The following is a 21,988-nucleotide window of genomic DNA, read 5'->3' on the forward strand; positions in this document are numbered from 1 at the left end:
GAGTCTCTTCACATCCGTTTCGTGTCGCGATCTCCTGTCAGCTTAGTGCTCCGGTCTTGTCGCACGGCACAACGCCGTCTGTGCGGGCGCGCGTCCAACGGCTGGGCTGCCGCCTCCGCGCCGTCCTTGGGCACAATGGCGTCTGTGGATCAACTGAGCCTTTCCGCCTTCGACGACGACGCGAAGCGCCGCGATCTCCGCAAGATGAAGGCTGTCGCGACGGGCTTCCTCGTGTTCGCCACCGTGGTCTACCTCGTGTGCAGGTGGCAGGAATCGCGGGGCGCCGGGGCTTGGGTCGGCTACGTGCGGGCCGCGTCCGAGGCAGGAATGGTCGGTGCGCTGGCCGACTGGTTCGCGGTGACGGCCCTGTTCCGGCATCCGCTCGGATTGCCGATCCCGCACACCGCGATCATCAAGCGCAAGAAGGACCAGCTGGGGGCGAGCCTCGGCAACTTCGTCGGCCAGAACTTCCTCGCCCCCGAGGTGGTGTCCGCCAAGGTGGAGGCCGCGGAGATCCCGCTGCGGCTGGGCACGTGGATGGCGCAGCCCAAGCACGCCGCGCGCGTCGCTGCCGAGACGGCCACCATCCTGCGCGGCTTCGTCGAGATCCTGCGCGACGAGGACGTGCAGCAGATCATCGACAGCACCCTGGTGCGCAGGCTGGCCGAGCCCCAGTGGGGGCCGCCGATCGGGCGGGTACTCGGCGAACTCCTGCGCGAGAACCGGCAGCTGCCGATCCTGGATCTGCTCGCCGAGCGGGCGCACCAGTGGGCGCTCGGGAGTCAGGAGACCATCGACCGGATCGTCAGCCGCGATTCGCCCGCCTGGTCGCCCAAGTTCGTCGACGCCATGCTCGGCGAGAAGATCCACCGGGAGCTCGTCGAATTCACCTGGAAGGTGCGATCCAACCCGGAGCACGAGGTGCGGCAGGCGGCCAACCGCTTCCTCGTCGACTTCGCCGACGACCTGCAGAACGATCCCGCGACCATCGAGAAGGCCGAGAAGATCAAGGCCGAGATCATGGGGCGCGAGGAGGTGACCGGCCTCGCCGCCGCGACGTGGACGGTCGCCAAGCGCCTGATCATGGAATCCGTCGACGACCCGAACAGCACGCTGCGCACGAAGGTCGCGGAGAACGTCGTGCGATTCGGTGAGCGGCTGCGCGACGACCACGAGCTGAGAACCAAGGTCGACGGGTGGGTGCTCGCCGGCACGCGCTACGTCGTCGTTCACTACACCGACGAGATCACCGCGATCATCTCCGATACCGTCGAGCGCTGGGACGCCGAGGAGGCGTCCAAGAAGATCGAATTGCAGGTGGGACGGGATCTCCAGTTCATCCGCATCAACGGCACGGTTGTCGGTTCGATCGCGGGCCTGCTGATCTACACGTTCTCGACGTTGCTGTTCGGGTGACATCTGCCTCGGCGGAGGGTCCGCTAGCTGGGTGCTAGCAGAGTGCTTGCAATTGCTAGCACCCTGCTTTAGGCTTGATACTGCCCAGCAACACGGAGGACTGATGGCAAGCGATGATCGCGACGCAGCCGGTGCAGGAGATCTGGCAGCTCGCGTAGTCAGCAACGCCGCTCACGACATCGGAGGTTTCATTCGTGCCCAGCGCGAAGCGGCCCAGGTGTCGATGCGGCAGCTGGCGCAGCTGGCCGGTGTCAGTAATCCGTATCTGAGTCAGATCGAGCGTGGGTTGCGCAAGCCCTCGGCCGAGGTGCTTGGGCAGATAGCCAAGGGTCTCCGGGTGTCTTCGGAGGTCCTGTACGTCCAGGCGGGTTACCTCGAGCAGCGGCCACACGGTCCCCTCCGTGACGCACTGCTCGCGGATACGGCCATTACCGAGCGGCAGAAGCAAGTGCTGCTCGAGATCTACGAGTCGTTCTGTCGTGAGAACGAATCGGCGGAAGCGGCCGAATCCCGGACGTCCGAGCTTCGGACAGAAGAACACCAGCGTTCTGATTCCCAGACGCCGGAACCAGAACCCCCCACCGTTGAACAGGAGAAAGCCGATGACTGACCAGAAGACCATCGACAGCGTCAAGACCTCGCTGTACGCGGCCGTAGGCGCCGGAGACGTCGTCGTGCAGGCCGTGGCCGACGTCGTCGCCCAGGTCCGCTCGCGCGCCGAGTCCACCCAGGGTGACGTCGAGGAGCGGGTCGGCGGCGCCAAGGAGCGCATCGCCGGACTCCAGGAAGAGGTCACCGAGGGTGTCGAAAACCTTCGCGACCGCCTCGCCGGACTGCCGTCCGAGCTGCCCGAGGAGCTTGCCGAGCTGCGGGAGAAGTTCACCGCCGACGAGCTGCGCAAGGTCGCCGAGGCCTACCTGAAGGTCGCATCCGACCTGTACACGTCTCTCGCGGAGCGCGGCGAGGACACCGTCGAGCGCATCCGCAAGCAGCCGGTCGTCGAGGAGGGCATCGGCCGCGCCGAGACTGCCTTCGGCGACGCCGTCGAGCTGACCGAGGAAGCTCTCGGCACCGTTGCACGCCAGACGCGCGCCGTCGGCGAGCAGGCCGCGAAGCTCGCGGGCCGCGCGTCGGGTCGCATCTCCGACACCGCCGAGGGGCTCGGCGAGGCCATCGCCGACGCCGGCGACGAGGCTGCCCTGAAGGTTCTCGACCTGGGCGACCAGGCGGAGGAGGCGTCGAAGGACGCTGCCGATCGCGTCACCGCCACCGCGGCCGACGTCCAGGCTCGCGCCGACAAGGCTGCCCCGGCCAAGCATGCCGCTCCCGCCAAGAAGGCTGCTCCGGCCAGGGCTGCGGCAACTCCGGCCCCGGCTCCGGCCAAGAAGGCCGCCGCTCCGGCCAAGAAGGCTGCTCCGGCCAAGAAGGCTTGATCCTTCAGGCTTTTCGGCCCCCGCACGTTCGGTGCGGGGGCCGTTTGCGTGTCGACCTCGTAGGATGGGGCTGTGATTCAAGTTGACGGCGTCGTCTCGGTGATCTTGTTGGTGATTCGCATCGTCGCCCTGGGCGGCGCCGCGTACGCGCTGTTCCACGCGGCTCGCCAGCGCAAAGACGCGTTCACCGCCGTGGACAAGTTGAGCAAACCGATCTGGCTGAGCATTCTCGCCGTCGCGTTCCTCGTCCTCCTGCTGTTCCCCGCCGTGCAGTTGTTCGGCATCGTCGCGGTGGTCGCGGTGTGCGTCTATCTCGTGGACGTGCGCCCGCGCGTCGACGACGTGCAGCGCGGGCCTCGCTGGTAGCCGCTCCCACTCCATGAGCAAGTGACGGCGTAGCTCTCGTGCGCCCAAACGATGACAATGGACATTGTGACAATGCTATTGTGATGACACGGCTACCGAGGAGCTGACATGTCCGTCGTCCACACACGTGACTCAGCGAGCGATGCCCACCCGGCCGTGGGACTCGTCGGCGGTCCGTCGCGGCTGCTGCTCCGACGGGCGCGCATCGTCTGATGAAGGAATACCGGATCGACGACCTCGCACGCGAGGCGCGGGTGAGCGTGCGCAACGTGCGCGTCTACCAGGACCGCGGACTGCTTCCGCCGCCACGGAAGCAGGGGCGCACCGGGTGGTACAACGAATCGCACCTCGCCCGGCTGCACCTGATCGGCCGCATGCTCGATCGCGGCTACACGTTCGCCACCATCAGTGAACTCCTCACGGCTGCGCACTACGGACTCCAGGTCAAGGACGTTCTGGAGACCGACGACCCGGGCAGCCGATGGAAGAAGCGCAGGCGAGCGGCCCGTCTCACGATCGCCGAGCTGAAACGCATGTTCGGTGCGCAGACCACCGAAGCCAACATCGCCAAGGGCACCGAACTCGGTGTGCTCGTTCCCGCCGGGGACGACTACTCGGTGAACAATCCGCGACTGGTCGAGGCTGTGCAGGTCCTCGTCGACGCCGGCATCCCCCTCGAGGGCGTCCTCGAACAGACCGCGGCGATGCGACGAGACCTCTCGGACGTCGCCGCGCGGTTCGTCACCGTCGTCGCGGACCGTTACCTCGCCGCCGAGGGTGAGCCGCTCGACCTCGACGAGGCGAAGGTCTCGGAGATCGCGCGGCTCGTCGACCAGATGCGTCCCCTCGCGCACGACGCCGTCCAGTCGCTGTTCGAAGAGGCCATGGAGGAGCAGATCTCCAAGGCCCTCGAGCGGGCGGCCCGGCAACTCGGTGAGACACCGGGTCCGGCGACGAGCACCGACACCAACACCAACAGAGCAAGTTAGACAGGACAGGGGCAGGAATGACCAGCAGTTCGCGCACCATCGCCTTCCGGGCACTCGCCGGCGCAGCCGGAGCGGGCGCCGTAGTCGCTGCGGCAGCGGCGATCCGCCGCACGCGCGCCACCCGCGGGTTGACGTTGTCGACCGAGGTGGCGCCGAACGAGCTGCTGCGCACCCCGAACCTGCGCCCGGACGTGACGGAGATCCTCACCGACGACGGAGCGACGCTGTACGTCCGCGCCTACGGTCCGGTGGACGGCGATCCCATTGTGCTGAGCCATGGCTGGACCTGTTCGACCGAGTACTGGTACCCGCAGGTGAACGCGCTGGCGGACGAGTACCGGGTCATCACCTACGACCAGCGTGGACACGGCCGCAGCACGGTCGGTTCGCTCGCACTCGGCCCGGACGTCCTCGCCGACGACCTGTCGGAGGTGCTGAGGGCGACGGTGCGTGACGACAAGAAGGCCGTGCTCGTGGGTCACAGCATGGGTGGCATGAGCATCATGGCGTGGGCAGGCCGGCACCCCGACGAGGTGAAGAAGTACGCGTCGGCGGTTCTGCTCGCCAGCACCGCCTGTGATCGGCTCATCGCCGAGACCACCGTCATCCCGCTGCCGAATCGTTTTCCGCGCGTGCCGGTCCCGGTCGGCCGCGCCGTCCTGAGCACCCCGGTGCCGTTGGTGTCGTCGCCGGTGATGACGCGCGCACTCCAGTACGTGTCGATGTCGCCGAACGCCTCCCGCGCCGAAGTCCAGTTCTGCGAGAACATCGTCCGGGACTGCAAGCCGCGCATCCGCGGCGGCTGGGGTGCCGCGCTCAGCGGCCTCGACATCCACGAGGCTCTCGACAACCTCGACGTCCCGACCACGGTGCTCGTCGGCTCCATGGACCGACTGACCCCACCGGTCCACGCTCGCAAGCTCGCTCGCGTCCTGGACGAGGCGGGTCACCTCGAGCGGCTGATCGTCCTGCCCGGCGTCGGCCACATGAGCTCCGTCGAGAGCATCGACGAGTTCGACAAGGAGATCGTCCGGCTGCGCAACCTCTGATCGGCAGTTGCCCGCGTATTGGTCAGGCTCACACGCAATAGCGTGTGAGCCTGACCGATACGTCGGAATCTGTGTTCGCCGGGGCTAGCTGAACACTACCGTCTTACGGCCGTGCACGAGGACGCGGTCCTCGAGATGCCAGCGCAGGCCGCGGGACAGCACGAGCTTCTCGATGTCGCGACCCTGCCGGACCATGTCCGCGACCTCGTCGGCGTGGTCGACGCGGATCACGTCCTGCTCGATGATGGGGCCCGCGTCGAGTTCGGCCGTCACGTAGTGGCAGGTGGCGCCGATCAGCTTCACACCGCGGGCGAATGCCTGGTGGTACGGGCGGGCGCCGACGAAGGACGGCAGGAAGCTGTGATGGATGTTGATCGCCCGGCCGGCCCAGTGCTCGCACAGTGCCGAGGGCAGCACCTGCATGAAACGTGCCAGCACCACGGCATCGGGGTCGTGGGCGTCGACCAGTTCACGCACCTGCTCGAACGCGGGCCCGCGTTCGGCGGGATCCTTCGGAAACGGCACGTGATGGAAGTCGATGCCGTGCTGTCGCGTGACGGTCTCGAGGTCGCGGTGGTTGCCGATCACCGCGCAGATGTCGGCGGGCAACTCGCCTCCGGCCGCACGGCCCAGCAGGTCGTGGAGGCAGTGCGCCTCCTTGCTCACGAGCAGCACCACCCGCTTGCGCTCCCCGGTGTCGGACACGGTCCACTCGGTCTCGGGGCCCAGTTCGGCGGCGACGGCCGCGAAGCGCTCCCGGAGTTCCTCGATGGACATGTCGACGGACGACGCACGCACTGCCTGACGGGTGAAGAACCAGCCGGTGTCGGCGTCGGCGTGGTACGCCGCCTCGACGATCCAGCCGCCGACCTCGGCGAGGAACGTCGAGATCCGGGCGACGATGCCGGTGCGGTCGGGGCAGCCGAGAGAAAGAACGTACCGGTGGTCCTCGGTCGAAGCAGCGCTCATGGGCAACAGTCTTTCAGGTCGCGCTCCGGCCGTTCACGACGGCGGTGCCGACGAGGGTGCCGGCGTCGATGTCGTGAATCGCGCGTTCGGTGAGCAGCTGCAGGAGATCGAGACGAATCTGCTCGACGGTCGCGGCGTCGAACGGGGCGAGCGCGCGGCGGAAGTTCCCACCCAGGACGAGGTCCCAGGAGAACTCGGGGGTCGCCGGAATGATGTTGGACAGCTCCCGGACCTCGGTCGAGTGCGCGCCCAGCTCGCCCAGCCACTGGTGGAGCGCGTCCGGGGTGTCGATGCGTTCGAGGGGATCGAACGGCGACCCGGCCGAATCGGGCTCGGGTTCCCGGTGCCGGGCGACGGCGTCCTGGAACGCGGCCGCGAAGTCGCGCAACGCGCCCCGCCGCCACACCGTGATTCCGACCTTGCCGCCCGGCCGGACGAGGCCCGCGAGCCGGGTGAACGCGGCGTCCATGTGGGGCAGGAAGAACACGCCGTACGAGCAGGCGAGCGCGTCGTAGCCCGCTTCCGGGACGGTGCTCGGGGGTTCCCAGGTGGTGGCGTCCGCGCAGACGAACTCGACGTTCTGCAGTCCTCGCTCCGACGCCTTCAGGCGCCCCTGCTCGAGGAGTTCGTCGGCCAGATCGACGCCGTGGACGAGGCCCGCCGGACCGACCGCGGTGGCCGCGGGGAGCGCCGAAGAGCCTGCGCCGCAACACACGTCGAGGACGGCGTCGCCGGGACGCAGTCCGAGCTGGAAGACGAGTGACTGCCCGGCAGGCGTCCACACGGCCGTCGTCAGCCGGTCGAACTCCAGCCGCGCCTCGTCGAAGATCGATCCCGGATCACTCATACGGCGATGCTAGTGGTCTGTCTGCGATTTGATCTTGTGGAGGGCGGTGCGGCCGCGTTGGACTTTGGCGATGATGTCTTCCGCGGTCGCTTTCCACACGAAGGGTTTGGGTTCCTCGTTCCAGTGTTGTGCCCACGTGGTGATCGCGTCGGCAAGGTCGGTGACGCTGGTGAAGACGCCGCGGCGCAGCCGCTTGTCGGTCAGTTCTTTGAACCAGCGTTCGATCAGGTTCAGCCAGGAACTCGACGTTGGGGTGTAATGCAGGCGCCACCGGCGACGGTTCTTGTGCGCCAACCACGCTTTGATCTCCGGGGTCGAGTGCGCGGACAGGTTGTCGAGCACGACGTGAACGTCGAGCGAGCGCGGGACGCTGGCGTCGATCTGCTTGAAGAACCGCAGCACATCGGCTCCGGCGTGGCCCTTGCGGAGGTCTGTGAGGACCTCCCCGGTGCCGACGTTCATCGCCGCGAACAGATCGATGGTGCCGTTGCGCTTGTAGTCGTGGGTCATCGTCCCGGCGCGTCCTGGCTTCATGGGCAGCGACGGCTGGGTGCGGTCCAACGCCTGGCATTGCGTCTTCTCGTCGAACGAGAACACCACCGCCCGCGCGGGCGGGTTCAGGTACAGCCCAACGACATCGACGAGTTTCTCCTCGAATCGCGGATCGTTGCTGATCTTGAACGTCGCGACCCGCCAGGGCTTGAGATTGTGATCAGCCCAGATCTTGGCGACGGAGTCCTTCCCGATCCCGACGCGGGCGGCCATCGTCCGGGTGCTCCAGTGTGTCGAGCCGTCCGCCGGACGCTCCTGATGGGTCAACCGCAGCACTTCTTCGACTGTGCCCGCCGGCAAACTCGGTTTGCGGCCTCGCCCCTTCGCGACCGTCCCGACCCCGGAAGTTCCCTCTTCTGCGAAGCGAGAGCGCCAGCGCCGCACCGCTTCCGGAGTCACCTGGCAACGTCTGGCTATCTCGGCATTGGCGACTCCGTCGCCTGCCCACAGCAAGGCCCGTGCCTGGACCACCTTCCGGTGCGGCAGTGTCGTCGAGACCGCCATCCGCCTCAACTCCGCCCGCTGTTCGTCACTGACCGACAACGCCGCTGCAACCATGCATCGACTATACAAAACGCTCCACTAATTCGCAGACGGACCACTAGGCCGTGCCGCGAGCCCCGGAAGGCATTGTGCGAAGCTCACAGGTATGTCCGACGTTGCACTGACCCGCTCCCAGGTGGCCGACCTCGTCGACCACACGCTCCTCAAGCCCGAGGCCACCACCGACGACGTGAAGGCGCTGATCGACGAGGCGCGCTCGCTCGGCGTGCTCGCCGTCTGCGTGTCACCGTCGATGCTGCCGGTCAAGGCGCCGGGTCTGGTGACCGCCGCGGTGGTCGGGTTTCCCTCGGGAAAGCACCACTCGCTGGTCAAGGGGGCCGAGGCCCGGCTCGCCGTGGACCAGGGTGCGCAGGAGATCGACATGGTGATCGACATCGGTGCCGCCGTGGCCGGCGACTTCAACGCGGTGCTGGCCGACGTCCTCACCGTCCGCGAGGCCGTCGGCGACCGCACGGTCCTGAAGGTGATCCTCGAGACCGCCGCGCTCACCGACGAGGCGATCGTGGAAGCATGCCGGGCCGCCGAGCGGGCCGGCGCGAACTTCGTGAAGACGTCCACCGGATTCCATCCGGCCGGGGGAGCGACCGTGGAGGCGGTGCGGTTGATGGCACAGACCGTCGGCGGTCGGATCGGCGTGAAGGCGAGCGGCGGGATCCGCACCGCACAGGCCGCCCTCGACATGATCGCGGCCGGTGCGACGCGGCTGGGACTGTCGGGAACCCGTGCCGTCCTGGACGGGCTGCCCGACTGACCCGGTGGTCGGTCAGACCAGGAGGCCGCAGCTGCTCTGCTGTTCTTGCTGCTGTTGCTGGGTGCCGGCGGCAGGCATCGTGTAGGCGCCGCCTTCGAGGGTGATCTCGATGGCGTCGTCGGTGACCTTCAACGACGTCGGCTGCATGCCCAGCGGGTAGGTCTGCAGACTCGACGTGAGGATCTGGACGACCCCGTCGACGAGATCGGTGGGAAGACCGAAACCGAGGACCTCCGCACCCACCGTCTCCACCTTGACGGTCCCGTTCACGACCTCCGGTTTGACGGTCAGATCCGCGAGCCCGGCCGGGCCGACGGAGAACCTCAACGTCCCGGCGTTCGAATCGGCGGTGACGCCGCTGATGAGCGAACCGAACGCCTGCTGCTGCAGCGTCGCGAGGATGCCCGCGGTGGACCAGGTGATGTCCGCGTCGGAACTGCCGATGGTGCCGCTGCTGTCCGCGGTGTTCTCGATCCGGATGTCGTTGACCTGGGCGTGCACCTGCATTCCCTGGGCGGGGCCGAACTTGGTGTCGTCGCTGTCGATGGTGATGTACGGGACGTTCTTGTCGACCGACTGGAGCAGGACCGGCTTCCAGCTCAGGCCCACGTCCACCTGCGAGCCGAGTTGGCTCTCGAACTGGTCTGCCATGCAGGTCTTCACTCTGTTGCGCACGAAGAGTTCGCCGCCGACGAGGACCACCACGAGCGCGGCGATGACGACAAGTGAGATGACGAGCACGCGGTTACTTCGGGGTGCGGAGTTCGTTCGGGCTGCCATTGCACGGATTCTTCCCGACAACTCTGAACAATTTCTGTGAATGCGTCCGCGGCGGGTCGCCGAGATCCGCAGAAATTGTGATACGTGCCACAATCGCCCAGTAACCTAGGGGAATGTCCGGATGGTTGGCTCCACGTCCCGGTGACCCGGAGCGCGAAGGTGTCGGTGAAGAACTGACACGCGTCGCGACGGCTCAGGCGGGTTTCTTCACCACTGCGCAAGTGCTGCGCCTCGGTTTCGCCTCCGACGAGATCGGCGAGCGCGTTGCCGACGGCTCGTGGGTCAAGATCGAGCGGGATCTGTTCCGCTTGAAGGATTGCCCGCACTCCGATCTCGAGGAGTTCGCGAAGTGGTGCACCTGGTTCGGTGCCGCCGCCGCGGTGTCCCACCAGAGTGCCGCCGAACTTCACGGTCTCGGGCATCTGTACCCGCGGTTCATCCACCTCTCGACGGTGCTGTCGCCGCCTTCGCCGACGCAGCAGTTGGCGCTGCACCGGCGTTCGCTCCGCCCGGAGGACTGCGAGCAGGTCGGCCCCCTGCGCATCACCACGCCGCTGTGCACGGCACTAGACCTCGCCGCCAGCGGCATCTCGCAGGAATTGCTCGACGAGGTGGTCGCCGACGGCGTCGCGATCGGGCGACTGAATGCGCGCGCACTGCACGGGGAGTGCGGATCCCTGCCGGCGCAGGTGGCGCAGCGCGTCGAACACGCACTGGCCACCTGCACCTGACCGGTCACCGCCCCGGGATCAGAACGGCCACTCGCCGTTCCGGGTGCCCTCCAGGAGCGGGATCATCGAGAATCCCGCGTCCGACAGTCCGCCGAACGTGTGGCGGTTCGCGGATCCCGTCGGTCCGTGTCCGTGTCGGTAGCCCGCCACGTTCCACGTGTACACGGGGACGTCGGCCGGGACGTGCCGGGTCGGATCGCCCCACGTCGCCTGCTCGTCGGTAACGATGACGACGCGATCGTGGTCGCGGTAGTGTTTCCGCACCGCCGACGCGGTGTCCGTGCCGCCCAGGTCGCCGAAACTGTCGGCGACCCGCAGCACCGGCTGGTGCTTGAACGGCACGTACCGGCTTTCCGTGCCGAACTCGACCAGGTTGGCCCGTTCGGCGCGCGCCGCCAGAACGGTGCCGAACACCGCGGCCGCGTCCGCCCGCGTCAGTTCCGACCGCGCCGAGACGCGGCTGTAGAACATCGATCCGGACCGGTCGACGAGCACCAGGGTGCGGCCGGGCAGCGACGGGACTGCGGACAGCGATGCCCCGAGCGCACGTTCGAGCGCATGTCCCCACCGCAGGCTCGGCGCGTTCCGGTAGGCCGCGAGGAACCGCATCGGCAGCTGCCGCGACTTCGCGACCTCGCCCGGATCGGCGATCCGGGCCGCCACCTGTTCGGCGACGTGGTCGGGAAGCCTGGCCTCGTCGAAGTTCCTCAGGTTGCGCAGAAGCGCCATGTACCTCATGGACGGGATCACCGCCTGCCATGCTGCGGCGTCCATCGGCCCCTGCAGCCAGCCGGCGAGCGACTCCCAGGTCATGCCCGCCGCCGACAGCCGCTCCGGGGTCCGGAGGACGGCACGCCGATCCTCCGGCGGGAGCGCCGCCAGCGCCGCTCGTTCCGTGAGCATCCGCAGGCCGGTGGGGATCGTGTTCTCGCGTCCCTGCCGCCGATCGATCGCGTGCCGGAACAGCTCGCCCTGCCACGTCGCCGACGGCGACGCATGGGTGAGCTCGAGGACGTCGCCGAAGCGGACGTCCCTGGCATCGGAATCCCACTTCAGCAGTGAGCGTTCCGAGTACAGGCGGACGGCGGCATCGGCGACCCCTCGCTTGACCGGCTTCGGGATCGAACGACCGTGGCGCGCAATCCAGTAGGCGAGGATCTCACCCGGCTCGTCGGCCCGCTCCAGCGCCGACGAGATGACGGCGCGGTTGCCGCCGTGCAGACCGGCGCCCAGCCGGGCCCGGACGAACTCGGCCGCGGCCACCACGGACGCCGAACGCAGATGCGCGTCGCGGCGCAGCCACCCGATCAGGCGGGCGGTCCACTCCGGGTCCGACAGCGTGACCTCATGGATGAGTTCGACGAACCGGTTGTCGCGGTCCGGAGCCGACTCGTAGAACGTGTGGTCACCCACCATGTTGGTGACCGCGAGGAGGAACAGCTCGCTCTTCGCGCCGCGGGCGTAGCCGCTGCCGCCCTCGAACGTGCGGCCGGTCGGTTGCGTTTCCGACGTGATGGGGCTCTGTACCTTGGTGCGGCGCAGCGTCTTCAGGTTGAACTTGCTCATGGGGTTGTTCCTCCTTCCGGGAGGTGTCGGTGCTCGTGGGGTGCGCGCCACCCGAGGTCGAAGCGACGACGGGGTGCGGAGTCGAACCGCGTGCTTGCGCACTTCACCTGAGAAGTATCCGTCGTCTGCGCACCGGGTGGCGCGCACGCATGTCGTGCCGAGTTCGGAGTCGGCGGAGGCACGGACGCGCTCTACCGCTGAGCTACAGGGACCTGCGTCCCTGACCGGATTCGAACCGGCGACCACGCGATCCACAGTCGGAGTAGCCCTCGCCTGCGCACCGGCACAACATGTTTCGTGAAGTGACTCTACGGGGCGCTTCGGGGGATGTCGCGTGAATTAATTCGTGCCGGAACCGGGCGCGACCACGTCCCACGGAACGGTGAGGATGTTGTCGCGGAGCCGGCGGCGCTGGGGTTGCACGGGAAGTCCCTGCGCGCGCAGCAGTTCGAGGGCGGCCCGCCACCGTACCCGCGGTCCGAACGAGCCGTGGGGCGCCGCAGTGGCCCACGCTCGGTCCGCTGCCGCGAGGAGGGCGTGGACCGGCTCACCGGGGACGTTGCGATGGATCAGCGCCTTGGGTAGCCGTTCGGCGATGTCCGACGGCTTCTCCACGGCGAACGGATCCCATGCCAGCGTCAGCGATAGCGGGCGGGTGGCGTCGAGCAGCACCCACGCGCAGCGGCGGCCCAGCTCGTCACATGTGCCGTCGACGATCAGCCCGCCCGGTGCGAGCCCGGACTGCATCCGCGACCAGGCCGGCCCGACGGCATCCTCGGGATACTGCCGCAGCACGTTGAATGCGCGGACCAGGACGGGTCGCAGCCCGGAGAGCTCGAACCCGCCGCGGGCGAAACTCACTCCGTTCCTGCTCTCGACCACACGCTCGGGATCGATCTCGAGCCCGATCACCCGGCGGTCGCCGCGCACGGCGGTCAGCCGGTCGGCGAGCTCGAACGTGGTGTGAGGCCGGGCGCCGTACCCGAGGTCGACGACGAGCGGGTCGACGGACGCGTGCAGCGTCCGGCGCACCAACGCGTCGTGGACGAGCCAGCGGTCGCTGCGTCGCAGCCGATTGATGCCTGTCGTACCCCGGGTGATGACACCGTGAGGCCGCTTCAGCGTCGCTGAAGTCATGGGAAATCCGTGCGGTGGTTGCTAGTGCTGCGACAACCACGTTTCGGTGATCTCGGCCTCGGCGCGGAAGAGGTCGATCAGGTTGACGAGCATCAGCTGCTCGAGCTTCCCGCCGATGAACGGCAGGTACACCTTGGCCTCGGACGAGGTGCGGAACGTGCAGCCGGTCTCGGTGGCGAACAGCTTCATGGTGCCCGTGAGGCTGCCCGGGCCCGCGGGGATCGAGGCTTCGTACGTGCCCGTGGTCGGCTCACCGAAGGGCGTGTACGACTCCTTGCGCGTGATGACCATGTCCTTCTTCATCACGGTCTGCGCGATCTCGGGGAGTTCCGACCGCGGCAGGATGTGGTGCAGGACGATGTCGATCCCGTCGTCGTTCACGTCGAAGTGCTCGATGTGGTTCTCGGAGTACTTCCGCATCTCCTCGATGCGCGCATCCCAGTAGTCACGGTTGGTGAACGCGTTGTACACCTCTTTCGGGGTGTGCTTGTAACGGGCTGAGTAGTCGATGCGGCGAGCCATGATCGCCAAGGTTACCGGCTGTGACGGAACACAAGGGACACCCGCCCCAGGTCAGGCCCCGAGCCACTGCTGCGTGAAGCCCTGCTCCTTCTCGATCAGGCGCAGGACCTCGTCCGCGATCGCGCTCTCGATCTTGCCGCCGATCAGCGGGATCCTCACGTCGGCCTTGCCTTCGACCTGCACCTTCGACCCGGAACCGGCAGCCGTCAGGGTCTGGGTCCCCGAGATCGTTGCCGGCGCACCCTGGACTTCGGCCGTGAACGTGCCCGCGGCGTGATCGCCGTCGAGCGTGCCCCACGTCTCCGTGCGCTTGATCACGAGATCGCCCGACCGGACCTTCGAGACGATGCTGGGCAGGTGCTCGGCGGGGATCGACTGCGACATGGCCACCGAGATGGTGCCCGGGCCGGTCGTGACCTCGTCCAGGGTTGCCCCCGGTCCTCCGACCCGGTCGAGACGGTCGCGCCAGTACTGCTCGGTGATCAGGCCCGCATGGACCTGGGCGACGGGAAACGTATAGGACGACGAATGCTCGATGCGGCGACTCACGATCGGCAGGCTACCGTTTGCGGTTGTGTGGGACGTGAGCATTGTCAGTCAACTCGTCGATTCGGGCGCATTCGTGTCCGAGAACCTCGAACTGTCGGGGATGACCACGCTGCGCGTGGGCGGGCCGGCGCGGATCGTGGCGGAGTGCCCGACCACGCAGGTCCTCGTCGACGTGGTGCGTCTCCTCGACGCCGCGCACATCCCGACTCTGATCCTCGCCGGCGGCTCCAATCTCGTGGTCGGCGACGACGGATTCGACGGTGTGGTCGTGCGTGTGTGCAACACCACCGTCGGTCTGGAGGAGGGATTCGTCACTGCCGAGGCGGGCGCCGAGTGGGATCAGGTGGTCGCGCAGACCGTCGCCGCCGAGCTGGGCGGGCTCGAATGCCTGTCGGGGATTCCCGGATCGACCGGGGCCACCCCGGTGCAGAACGTGGGCGCGTACGGCGTCGAGGTGGGGTCGATGCTGCGGCGGGTTCACCTCCTCGATCGACGCACCGGTGAGGCGCGCTGGGTCGAACCCGACGCCCTCGGCCTCGGTTACCGCACGAGCGTCCTCAAACACTCCGATGCCGCCCTGGTGCTGGCCGTGGAACTGACCGTGCATCCCGACGGGCTCGGCGAGCCGCTGCGCTACCGCGAACTGGTCTCCGCGCTGAACGCTGCCGAGGGCGACCGGTTGCCATCGGCGCAGGTCCGCGACGCCGTGCTGGACCTGCGGCGGGGCAAGGGCATGGTGCTCGATCCCGAGGATTACGACACCTGGAGCGCGGGCTCCTTCTTCACCAACCCCGTCGTTGCGGACGGCGAGTTGGCGGGCGTCCTCGCCGCGATCGAGACCCGCCTCGGCGACGTCCTTGTTCCCCAGTTCCCGGCCGACGGCGGAACCAAGTTGTCTGCGGGGTGGCTGATCGAGCGGGCCGGCTTCTCGAAGGGGTATCCCGGCGAGAACGCCGTCGCGCGGCTGTCGACCAAGCACACTCTCGCGTTGACCAATCGAGGTGCCGCGAAGAGCGAGGACCTGCTGGCATTGGCTCGCGACGTCCGGGACGGCGTCCAGGCGGCGTTCGGTGTCCGGCTCGAACCCGAACCCGTGACGGTGGGCTGCGCGATCTGAGACAGGTCCGTAGCGCAGGTAACCTGTTAGCTGTGCATGAACTGGGTTCTCGGACAAGTCGGTCGCGCGTCGCGTTGATCGCGACGGCGCTGATCGCGTTTCTCGTTTTGCTGACCGGATGCACGGTCGGCTCCGAGTCGGGAACCGCCACCGCGCCCCCCGAACCGGCGGTCGAGGTCACCCAGAATCCGGCGTCGGGCACCGAGGACGTCAATCCGGTGGCGCCGATCTCCGCGACCGCGTCGCAGGGCACGTTCACCGACATCTCCCTCGTCAACGCCGAGGGGCGTGCCGTGCAGGGTGTGCTGTCACCCGACCGGACCACGTTCACCGTCGGGGAGGCGCTGGGTTACGGCGCCACGTACACGTGGAAGGGCACGGCGCTCGGCACGGACGGCATGTCCGTCGCCGTCGACGGCAGCTTCACCACGGTCGAGCCCGACGAGACGATCGGCGCCACACTCAACATCGGCGACGGTCAGGAAGTCGGGATCGCCGCCCCGATCATCGTCCAGTTCCACGAGTCCGTCGAGGACAAGGCGGCGGTCGAGAAGGCGATGACCGTCACGACCAACCCGCCGACACCGGGCTCGTGGGCGTGGCTGCCCGACGACAACGGGTCGCGCGCACATTGGCGTCCGCAGAACTACTGGGCGCCCGGCACCACCGTGAGCCTCGACGCCCGGCTGTACGGACTGGACTTCGGCGACGGCGCGTACGGCGCGGAGGATTTGTCGCTGAACTTCACCGTCGGGCGTAGCCAGATCGTGATCGCGAACGCGCCGAGCCACCGCATGCAGGTGGTGCGCGGCGGCGAGACCATCATGGACATCCCCGTCAGCTACGGCGAAGGCAACGAGGCCCGCAACGTCACCCGTAGCGGTATCCACATGGTGACCGAGAAGCACGAGGACTTCCTCATGTCCAACCCGCCGTTCTACGAGAACGTGCGCGAGCGCTGGGCGGTCCGTATCTCCAACAACGGTGAGTTCATCCACGCGAACCCCGAGACCATCGGCGTCCAGGGTTCGTCGAACGTCACCAACGGCTGCATCAACCTGTCCCTCGGGGACGCGCAGCAGTACTTCGGCACCGCGATGTACGGCGATCCCGTCGAGGTGACCGGGACGTCCATCGACCTCTCGGCCGCCGACGGCGACATCTACGACTGGGCCGTCAGCTGGCCCGAGTGGCAGTCCATGTCGGCGCTCGCATAGGCGAGCGAACTTTCTTCACACCCGGTGGAACCGAAACCGGGCCGCCTGCGTCTACCTGAATGAGGACGCGTCAACGGCGCCGTGTTCTCGGGTCACACAACTGTGGGGAGTCGTCCGCTGTCGAGGGGTCGACGGACGACCCCGACAGTCCGTTTCGGTCGAAAGTCGTTGATCGGCAGGGGGCTGTGGGATGGGATGGATGTTGCTGGGGGTCGTGACGATCGTGGCGGGACTGTGGACCGTGGTCCTGGTGCTCGAACACCAGGACCGGCGGACCGCCGCGAACGCGCCTACGTCGTGCGGTGAAAACGCCCGGACGAAGCCTGATCTCGTGGCTTGACGACGATCTGGTCGATGTTCACGTGGGAGGGCCTCGAGGCGACGAATCCGACCACGTCCGCGACGTCCGCGGCGACGAGCGGGGTGATGCCCGCGTAGACCTTGTCGGCGCGCTCCTGGTCGCCTTCGAAACGCACCAGGGAGAACTCGGTTTCCACTGCGCCCGGTGCGATCTCGGTGAGACGGACCGGCTTGCCGAGAAGTTCTCCGCGCAGCGTGCGGTGCAGGACGCCCTCCGCGTGCTTGGCGGTCGTGTATCCGGAACCGTTGTCGTACGCCTCCAGCGCGGCCAGCGATGTGATGGTGACGATCAGACCGTCACCCGACTCGACCAACTTCGGCAACAGCGCCTTGGTGATCCGAAGGGTGCCCAGAACATTGGTCTCCCACATCCACCGCCAGTCGTCGAGATCGGCGTCGGCGACGGTGGCCAGTCCCTTGGCGCCGCCCGCATTGTTCACGAGCACGTCGACCCTCGGCAGTACCGCGCTGAACGCGTCCACGGAATCCTGGTCCGTGACGTCGAGTTCGAGCGCGGTACCGCCGATGTCTTCGGCGATCTTCTCCAGACGATCCAGTCGCCGGGCCCCGATGACCACATGAAATCCCTGCTCGGCCAGGGTGCGGGCGGTGGCTTCTCCGATTCCGGAGCTCGCCCCGGTGACGACGGCGATGCGGGTGTCAGGTGAAAAGGTCATGCCGACATGTTAGGGCTCGTCGATGACGGAGTAGCCACTCGCGTCGCCGGCGACGCTGCGGCTGCGCTCGCCCCGGATGTCGACGGGGACGTCACCGGCCAGGGTGATGCGGTTGAGGCGCCGGTACTGATCGTCGTAGTCGGCGACGGCGTAGTGCTGAGTGGCACGGTTGTCCCAGATCGCGACATCGCCCGACTGCCAGTTCCACCGGGTCGTGAACTCGAGCGAGATCGCGTGATCCTGCAGAACCCGGAAGAGTGCCTGCGACTGGGTGCTGCTCAGGCCGACCAGGCTCTTGACGAAATGACCGAGCAGCAGTGTGCGCTCGCCGGTCTCGGGGTGCACCCGCACCACGGGGTGCTCCGTCTCGAAGTAGGTGGACTGGAACTCGGCGCGGTACTCCTTCGCCTTGTCGTCCTGCGCGCGTTCCGCGCTGGTCGCCGCGTAGTCGTAGACGTTGGTGTGCGTCGCCCACAGGTTGTCGGCGAGGACCTTCAGCGGCTCGGGCAGCGCGTTGTACGCGGCGACACCCGACGCCCAGGTGGTGGATCCGCCGTACGTGGGGAGTTGTACGGCGCGCAGGATCGACGCCTTCGGGATGCGATCGACGAACGTGACGTCGGTGTGCCAGCTGTTGGCCTTGCCGTAGTCGGAGTCGATGGGCAGCACCTTGGTGCCGCGCGACGTGACGGTCGGATGCGCCGTGGTGGGGGAGCCGAGAAGCTCCGCGAATTCGTACTGCGAGTCGTCGGTCAGATGTTCCTGGCCGCGGAAGAAGATCACCTTGTGCTCGAGCAGGGCCTGGCGGATGAGCGACACGGTGGCGGGGTCGAGGTTGCCGCCGAGCCGGACGCCGTCGATCCGGGCGCCGATGTGGGCACCGAGCTTGACAACGCTCGCCGCGTTCTGGGAACCCTCGGCGTCTGTCACGTGCTCGGGCGCGAAATCGATGGACATGGTGAGCCTTTCGGATACCGGAGACGGTGTGGAGTCCCGTAACCGAACCACCGGTGGGTGTGTCGCAGGAAGGATTTGCGTCACCCTGATCGCAAGGGGCGGGCGCTACGCGGCGGTGCGAACCTTCCGCGTGATCGCGACGACGCAGAGCAGGCTGAGCAGCGTGACCGCGGTGAGGTACAGGGAGATCGGTGCCGACGAACCCCAGTTCGCGTACAGCGCGGCGGCCACTGTCGGGGCGAGCCCGCCGCCGAGAACCGATCCGATCTGATAGCCGAGCGACGCACCGCTGTACCGGACCTCGGCACTGAACAGTTCGGTGAACAGAGCCGCGATCACCGGGGGGTTCCGGAGGTCGATCAGCGGGAACAGCGCGGCCGCCCAGACGGCCAGCCCCACCGAGCCCGTGACGAGGAGCATGAGCGTCTTGCTCATGCCCAGGACCTTCGTCGAATAGGACAGCAGGTACGCCATGAAGATGTAACCGACCGTGTTGATGCCGATGAACGCACCCGCGGCCAGCAGCACTTCGCGCAGGTTCTCCAGCAGGACGGTGACGATCGGCAGTCGTTGATCGCGGTGCGTGCTCTCGACCTTCTCGAAGTCGGGGCTCTCGGAGATGGTGAACCGGATGACGAGACCCATCGGCACCATCACCGCACTGGCCAGGAACGGGACCCGCCAGCCCCAGGACAGGAACGCTTCTTCGCTGACGGAGAACGTCGCGAACGCGGCCAGCGTCCCCGCGATCGAGGAGAAGGACGGGAAGAACGACGGGCCGAACACGATTGCCGCGGCCATGCCGTAGATGACGTAGTCGTACCACTCGATGGCGGTCCCGATGAGACTGGCGCCCGGCCACCTTCAGCGGCCGGACGGTCGCCCGGGGTGTCACGGAGTTCTGGTGGAGGTCACGTCGATTTCCTTCGAGGGTGCGAATGGAGGTTCGGTCACGATGGCGATCTCGGCCGTCTGATCAGCGACATCTCGGAGGTGCTCACATCGATACATCTCGCTCCTATAACTGTACGTTCGGTTGGTATTTCTGCGTAGTGCGTCGTGAAACACTCTTGCCGTCAAGGATGGTGATGCTCTCCGATGTGCACCGGCAGGCGCCACTCGCAGTGGCGGGAACAGGGGTAAGTGGCGCGGCGCGGAGGCACCCGCCGACGCGCCCTCCGATTGGTGAAACCGACCGAAGCTGCTACTTTCGTGTCATGTCTTCAGGCCAGTCGACCGCTCCGCGGGTCACCTATGTGACTTCCGCGCTGGGCTCGCGGCTGCCCTTGGCGCGGGAACTGTGTTGTCGCTGTCTCAGCATCTGCAGCTAATTCGCGCAGTCTTCTCCTGATCGATCGTCCTCGGTCGTCCCACTCTCGGCCCGGGACGGATGCAGCGTTCGGACGAAGGTGCGCACCGCCTCCGCATGCAAGGACTGCCACGTGTCTACCCCCACTCTTTCCAGCCCCACCCGGACCGGCTCCGCATCTCGATTCCAGCGGCCCGTGTCCCGTCCCCGTCTCCACATCGTTCCCCCCGAGCTGCGGATCAGCGACGGCCCGGCCGCCGGTGTTCTGCGGGTGGCCCGGTCTCGCGGCCCGTTGTCGCGGGACGTCGCCGCGAAGGCGACCGGCCTGAGCATCGCCACCGTCAACCGTCAGGTGTCGGCGCTCCTCGACCTCGGGCTGCTGCGCGAGCGCGGCGACCTCACGCCGTCCGGCGCGATCGGTCGTCCGCGGGTTCCGTTCGAAGTCAACCACGAGCCCTACCTGACGGTGGGCATTCACATCGGCGCGGTCGTGACCAGCATCATCGCCAGTGATCTGCGCGGGAAGGTCCTCGGCGCGGTCGAGGTGCCCACCCCGTCGGGCGCGTCCTCCGACGCACTCGCCGGCATTGCACGCAGCGCGCGGGCCTTCGCCTCCCGCTGGCACCGGCGTCGCCCGCTGTGGGCGGGTGTCGCACTCGGCGGTCGGGTCGATCCGCAGACCGGTGTCGTCGACCACCCCCGGCTGGGATGGAAGTCCGCTCAGGTCGGCGCCATCATCGCGACCGGACTCGGGTTGCCCGTCTCCGTCGCGGCGCACGTCGAGGCGATGGCCGCGTCCGAGCTGCTGCTGAGCCCGGACAGCGAAGGCGGTGTCGCGCAAGGCGAAACGGGCCTGTACTTCTACGCCCGTGAGACGGCCGGCATCGCGATCACCATCGACGGGCGCGTTCACACGCCGTCGAGCGGTCCCGGTTCCATCGCGCACCTGCCGACGGGCTCGTCGGCGCAGTGCTCATGCGGTTCACGCGGGTGCCTCGAGGCGACGATCAGTGATCGCGCGGTCATTTCCGCCGCCCTCGATGCGGGCATCCTCCCGGCGTCGAACCAGCGGCCGACGATGAGTGCCCTCTACAAGGCCGCGTCCTCGGGTTCCGTTCCCGCGCAGGCGCTTCTGGTGGTACGTGCTCAGGTGCTCGGGAAGACGGTCGCCATGCTGCGGGACCTGTTCAACCCGGATCGGGTGATCCTCGGAGGCCAGGCGTTCACCGAGTACCCGGCCGGTATCCCGCACGTCGCGGAGGCCTTTGCGCAGGCATCGTCGCTGGAGCGCAGGGACATTCGCATCTCCGGATTCGGCAACCGGGTGCAGGAGTACGCCTCGACGGTGGTGTCGCTGAGTACCATCTACTCCGATCCGGTCGGAGCGATGCGCCGGACATCGATCTAGCGTCACAGCGATTCGTCAGCCGCACAGGCAATAGCCTGTGCGGCTGACGAATTCGTATGCTTCTTCCCCGGGTGCTTGCTCCCCGGTGCGTCTCAGAGTTTGCGCAGCCCGTCGAGGACGCGCTCCATCAGTTTCCGGTCCGGCCCGGTGGACCCGGCGGTCTCCTTCACGGTGACCGCCCCGGCTGTCGCGAGGTCGCCGAGGAGTACGCGCGCGACGCCGAGCGGGATCGACGCGAGCGACGCGATCTCGGCCACCGACCGCGGTTCGGAGCACAGCGCGAAGACGCGGCGCAGTTCGTCCGGTGCGAGCATCCCGTCCACGACGGTGTCGCCGTCCGGGCGGGCGACGATGAGCGCCTCCAGTGGCAGATCGACCCCGGACTCGGTCCGCCCGCCCGTGAGGATGAACGGCCGGACGATGGAGACGGTGTCCTCGGGCGCCACCCACTCGGTGGGCTCGGCGGCAGGACTGTCGACGGACTCGGGAGTCTGATCGGCGTGTTCGGAAACGGGTTCCACCAGCTCGGGAGCGGCCTCGGCGCGGCCGGGCTCCACCCACTCGGCCGGCTGCGGCGGGCTCGGGTCCTGCTCTTTCCTGGCGCTGCGGCGCCGGCCGGCTGATCCGAAGCGCGCCCCTGTCGCGCCGATCGACGGCCAGTTCTCGTCGCTCACAGTCATCGGTTGGGACCCTTCTCGCACTACCCCACCCACTCCATGGTC

General features: G+C 67.7%; 23 protein-coding genes. 11 read left to right on the top strand and 12 right to left on the bottom strand.

The features are described from left to right. Positions 1 to 144 precede the first annotated feature (144 nt). The 6 genes from GO592_RS04035 to GO592_RS04060 all read left to right on the top strand — a co-directional run bounded on the left by GO592_RS04035 (position 145) and on the right by GO592_RS04060 (position 5,253). On the top strand, positions 145 to 1,416 hold the full coding sequence (locus GO592_RS04035) for a DUF445 domain-containing protein (protein ID WP_007301364.1): 1,272 nt from the start codon (positions 145 to 147) through the stop codon (positions 1,414 to 1,416). 103 nt (positions 1,417 to 1,519) lie between these two features. Next, a complete protein-coding gene (locus GO592_RS04040) occupies positions 1,520 to 2,026 on the top strand; it encodes a helix-turn-helix domain-containing protein (protein WP_005261063.1) in 507 nt (168 codons plus the stop codon). After that, complete coding sequence (gene tadA / locus GO592_RS04045; RefSeq protein WP_007301366.1) at positions 2,019 to 2,849, top strand: major lipid droplet protein TadA; 831 nt, start codon at positions 2,019 to 2,021, stop codon at positions 2,847 to 2,849. The genes GO592_RS04040 and tadA overlap by 8 nt, the downstream gene beginning before the upstream one ends. Before the next feature lie 72 nt (positions 2,850 to 2,921). Next, a complete protein-coding gene (locus GO592_RS04050) occupies positions 2,922 to 3,215 on the top strand; it encodes a DUF2516 family protein (protein WP_005251878.1) in 294 nt (97 codons plus the stop codon). Between the two features lie 212 nt (positions 3,216 to 3,427). Further along, a complete protein-coding gene (locus GO592_RS04055) occupies positions 3,428 to 4,204 on the top strand; it encodes a MerR family transcriptional regulator (RefSeq protein ID WP_007301367.1) in 777 nt (258 codons plus the stop codon). A 17-nt stretch (positions 4,205 to 4,221) separates the two neighbouring features. Further along, positions 4,222 to 5,253, top strand: coding sequence for an alpha/beta fold hydrolase (locus GO592_RS04060; protein WP_007301368.1), 1,032 nt, complete (start codon positions 4,222 to 4,224; stop codon positions 5,251 to 5,253). An 84-nt stretch (positions 5,254 to 5,337) separates the two neighbouring features. Here GO592_RS04060 and purU read toward each other — a convergent pair whose 3' ends face one another. The 3 genes from purU to GO592_RS04075 are packed head-to-tail and all read right to left on the bottom strand — an operon-like array spanning position 5,338 to position 8,179. Beyond that, positions 5,338 to 6,222: a formyltetrahydrofolate deformylase gene (gene purU, locus GO592_RS04065; protein WP_007301369.1), complete on the bottom strand. Its 885-nt coding sequence runs from the start codon at positions 6,220 to 6,222 to the stop codon at positions 5,338 to 5,340. A 13-nt stretch (positions 6,223 to 6,235) separates the two neighbouring features. Continuing rightward, positions 6,236 to 7,069 carry a class I SAM-dependent methyltransferase gene (locus GO592_RS04070; protein WP_007301370.1) on the bottom strand — a complete coding sequence of 278 codons (834 nt, stop codon included), beginning with the start codon at positions 7,067 to 7,069 and terminating at the stop codon, positions 6,236 to 6,238. Positions 7,070 to 7,078: 9 nt separating this feature from the next. Then, positions 7,079 to 8,179 carry an IS630 family transposase gene (locus GO592_RS04075; protein ID WP_202715098.1) on the bottom strand — a complete coding sequence of 367 codons (1,101 nt, stop codon included), beginning with the start codon at positions 8,177 to 8,179 and terminating at the stop codon, positions 7,079 to 7,081. A 91-nt stretch (positions 8,180 to 8,270) separates the two neighbouring features. Between GO592_RS04075 and deoC the strand changes: the two genes are divergently transcribed. Beyond that, on the top strand, positions 8,271 to 8,936 hold the full coding sequence (deoC, locus tag GO592_RS04080) for a deoxyribose-phosphate aldolase (RefSeq protein WP_005251893.1): 666 nt from the start codon (positions 8,271 to 8,273) through the stop codon (positions 8,934 to 8,936). 12 nt (positions 8,937 to 8,948) lie between these two features. Here the strand turns inward: deoC and GO592_RS04085 are convergent, their stop codons facing one another. Further along, on the bottom strand, positions 8,949 to 9,716 hold the full coding sequence (locus GO592_RS04085) for an LmeA family phospholipid-binding protein (protein ID WP_007300720.1): 768 nt from the start codon (positions 9,714 to 9,716) through the stop codon (positions 8,949 to 8,951). Between the two features lie 113 nt (positions 9,717 to 9,829). Between GO592_RS04085 and GO592_RS04090 the strand changes: the two genes are divergently transcribed. Continuing rightward, on the top strand, positions 9,830 to 10,447 hold the full coding sequence (locus GO592_RS04090; RefSeq protein ID WP_005261055.1) for a type IV toxin-antitoxin system AbiEi family antitoxin domain-containing protein: 618 nt from the start codon (positions 9,830 to 9,832) through the stop codon (positions 10,445 to 10,447). An 18-nt stretch (positions 10,448 to 10,465) separates the two neighbouring features. Here GO592_RS04090 and GO592_RS04095 read toward each other — a convergent pair whose 3' ends face one another. From GO592_RS04095 to GO592_RS04110, 4 genes are all read right to left on the bottom strand, one after another. Then, positions 10,466 to 12,013, bottom strand: a complete 1,548-nt coding sequence (locus GO592_RS04095) for a TROVE domain-containing protein (RefSeq protein ID WP_007300721.1) — start codon at positions 12,011 to 12,013, stop codon at positions 10,466 to 10,468. Between the two features lie 339 nt (positions 12,014 to 12,352). Continuing rightward, entirely contained in the window at positions 12,353 to 13,150 is a 798-nt protein-coding gene (locus tag GO592_RS04100) for a hypothetical protein (RefSeq protein WP_007300722.1), read from the bottom strand. Positions 13,151 to 13,171: 21 nt separating this feature from the next. Next, positions 13,172 to 13,672 carry a DUF2505 domain-containing protein gene (locus tag GO592_RS04105; protein WP_005560412.1) on the bottom strand — a complete coding sequence of 167 codons (501 nt, stop codon included), beginning with the start codon at positions 13,670 to 13,672 and terminating at the stop codon, positions 13,172 to 13,174. 51 nt (positions 13,673 to 13,723) lie between these two features. Further along, a complete protein-coding gene (locus tag GO592_RS04110; protein WP_039952862.1) occupies positions 13,724 to 14,221 on the bottom strand; it encodes a DUF2505 domain-containing protein in 498 nt (165 codons plus the stop codon). A 25-nt stretch (positions 14,222 to 14,246) separates the two neighbouring features. On the opposite strand from GO592_RS04110, the gene GO592_RS04115 reads away from it, so the two are divergent. Next, the gene (locus GO592_RS04115; protein ID WP_007300724.1) at positions 14,247 to 15,338 is read left to right on the top strand and encodes a UDP-N-acetylmuramate dehydrogenase; all 1,092 of its coding nucleotides are present in this window, start codon (positions 14,247 to 14,249) and stop codon (positions 15,336 to 15,338) included. Positions 15,339 to 15,370: 32 nt separating this feature from the next. Next, positions 15,371 to 16,555, top strand: a complete 1,185-nt coding sequence (locus GO592_RS04120) for a L,D-transpeptidase (protein WP_039952856.1) — start codon at positions 15,371 to 15,373, stop codon at positions 16,553 to 16,555. Positions 16,556 to 16,845: 290 nt separating this feature from the next. Here the strand turns inward: GO592_RS04120 and GO592_RS04125 are convergent, their stop codons facing one another. The 3 genes from GO592_RS04125 to GO592_RS04135 form a co-directional block, all read right to left on the bottom strand. After that, entirely contained in the window at positions 16,846 to 17,592 is a 747-nt protein-coding gene (locus GO592_RS04125; RefSeq protein WP_005261046.1) for an SDR family NAD(P)-dependent oxidoreductase, read from the bottom strand. Between the two features lie 9 nt (positions 17,593 to 17,601). Next, positions 17,602 to 18,549 (bottom strand): TauD/TfdA dioxygenase family protein, encoded by a 948-nt coding sequence (locus GO592_RS04130; RefSeq protein ID WP_007300726.1) that lies wholly within the window; start codon positions 18,547 to 18,549, stop codon positions 17,602 to 17,604. Between the two features lie 105 nt (positions 18,550 to 18,654). Continuing rightward, positions 18,655 to 19,350 (bottom strand): hypothetical protein, encoded by a 696-nt coding sequence (locus GO592_RS04135; protein ID WP_007300727.1) that lies wholly within the window; start codon positions 19,348 to 19,350, stop codon positions 18,655 to 18,657. A gap of 641 nt (positions 19,351 to 19,991) precedes the next feature. On the opposite strand from GO592_RS04135, the gene GO592_RS04140 reads away from it, so the two are divergent. Then, positions 19,992 to 21,266 (top strand): ROK family transcriptional regulator, encoded by a 1,275-nt coding sequence (locus GO592_RS04140; RefSeq protein ID WP_039952864.1) that lies wholly within the window; start codon positions 19,992 to 19,994, stop codon positions 21,264 to 21,266. A gap of 92 nt (positions 21,267 to 21,358) precedes the next feature. Here GO592_RS04140 and GO592_RS04145 read toward each other — a convergent pair whose 3' ends face one another. Then, a complete protein-coding gene (locus GO592_RS04145; protein WP_007300729.1) occupies positions 21,359 to 21,946 on the bottom strand; it encodes a DUF742 domain-containing protein in 588 nt (195 codons plus the stop codon). Positions 21,947 to 21,988 lie beyond the last annotated feature (42 nt).

The sequence above is a fragment of the Rhodococcus sp. 21391 genome (genome assembly GCF_016772255.1).
GTDB lineage: Bacteria > Actinomycetota > Actinomycetes > Mycobacteriales > Mycobacteriaceae > Rhodococcus_F > Rhodococcus_F opacus.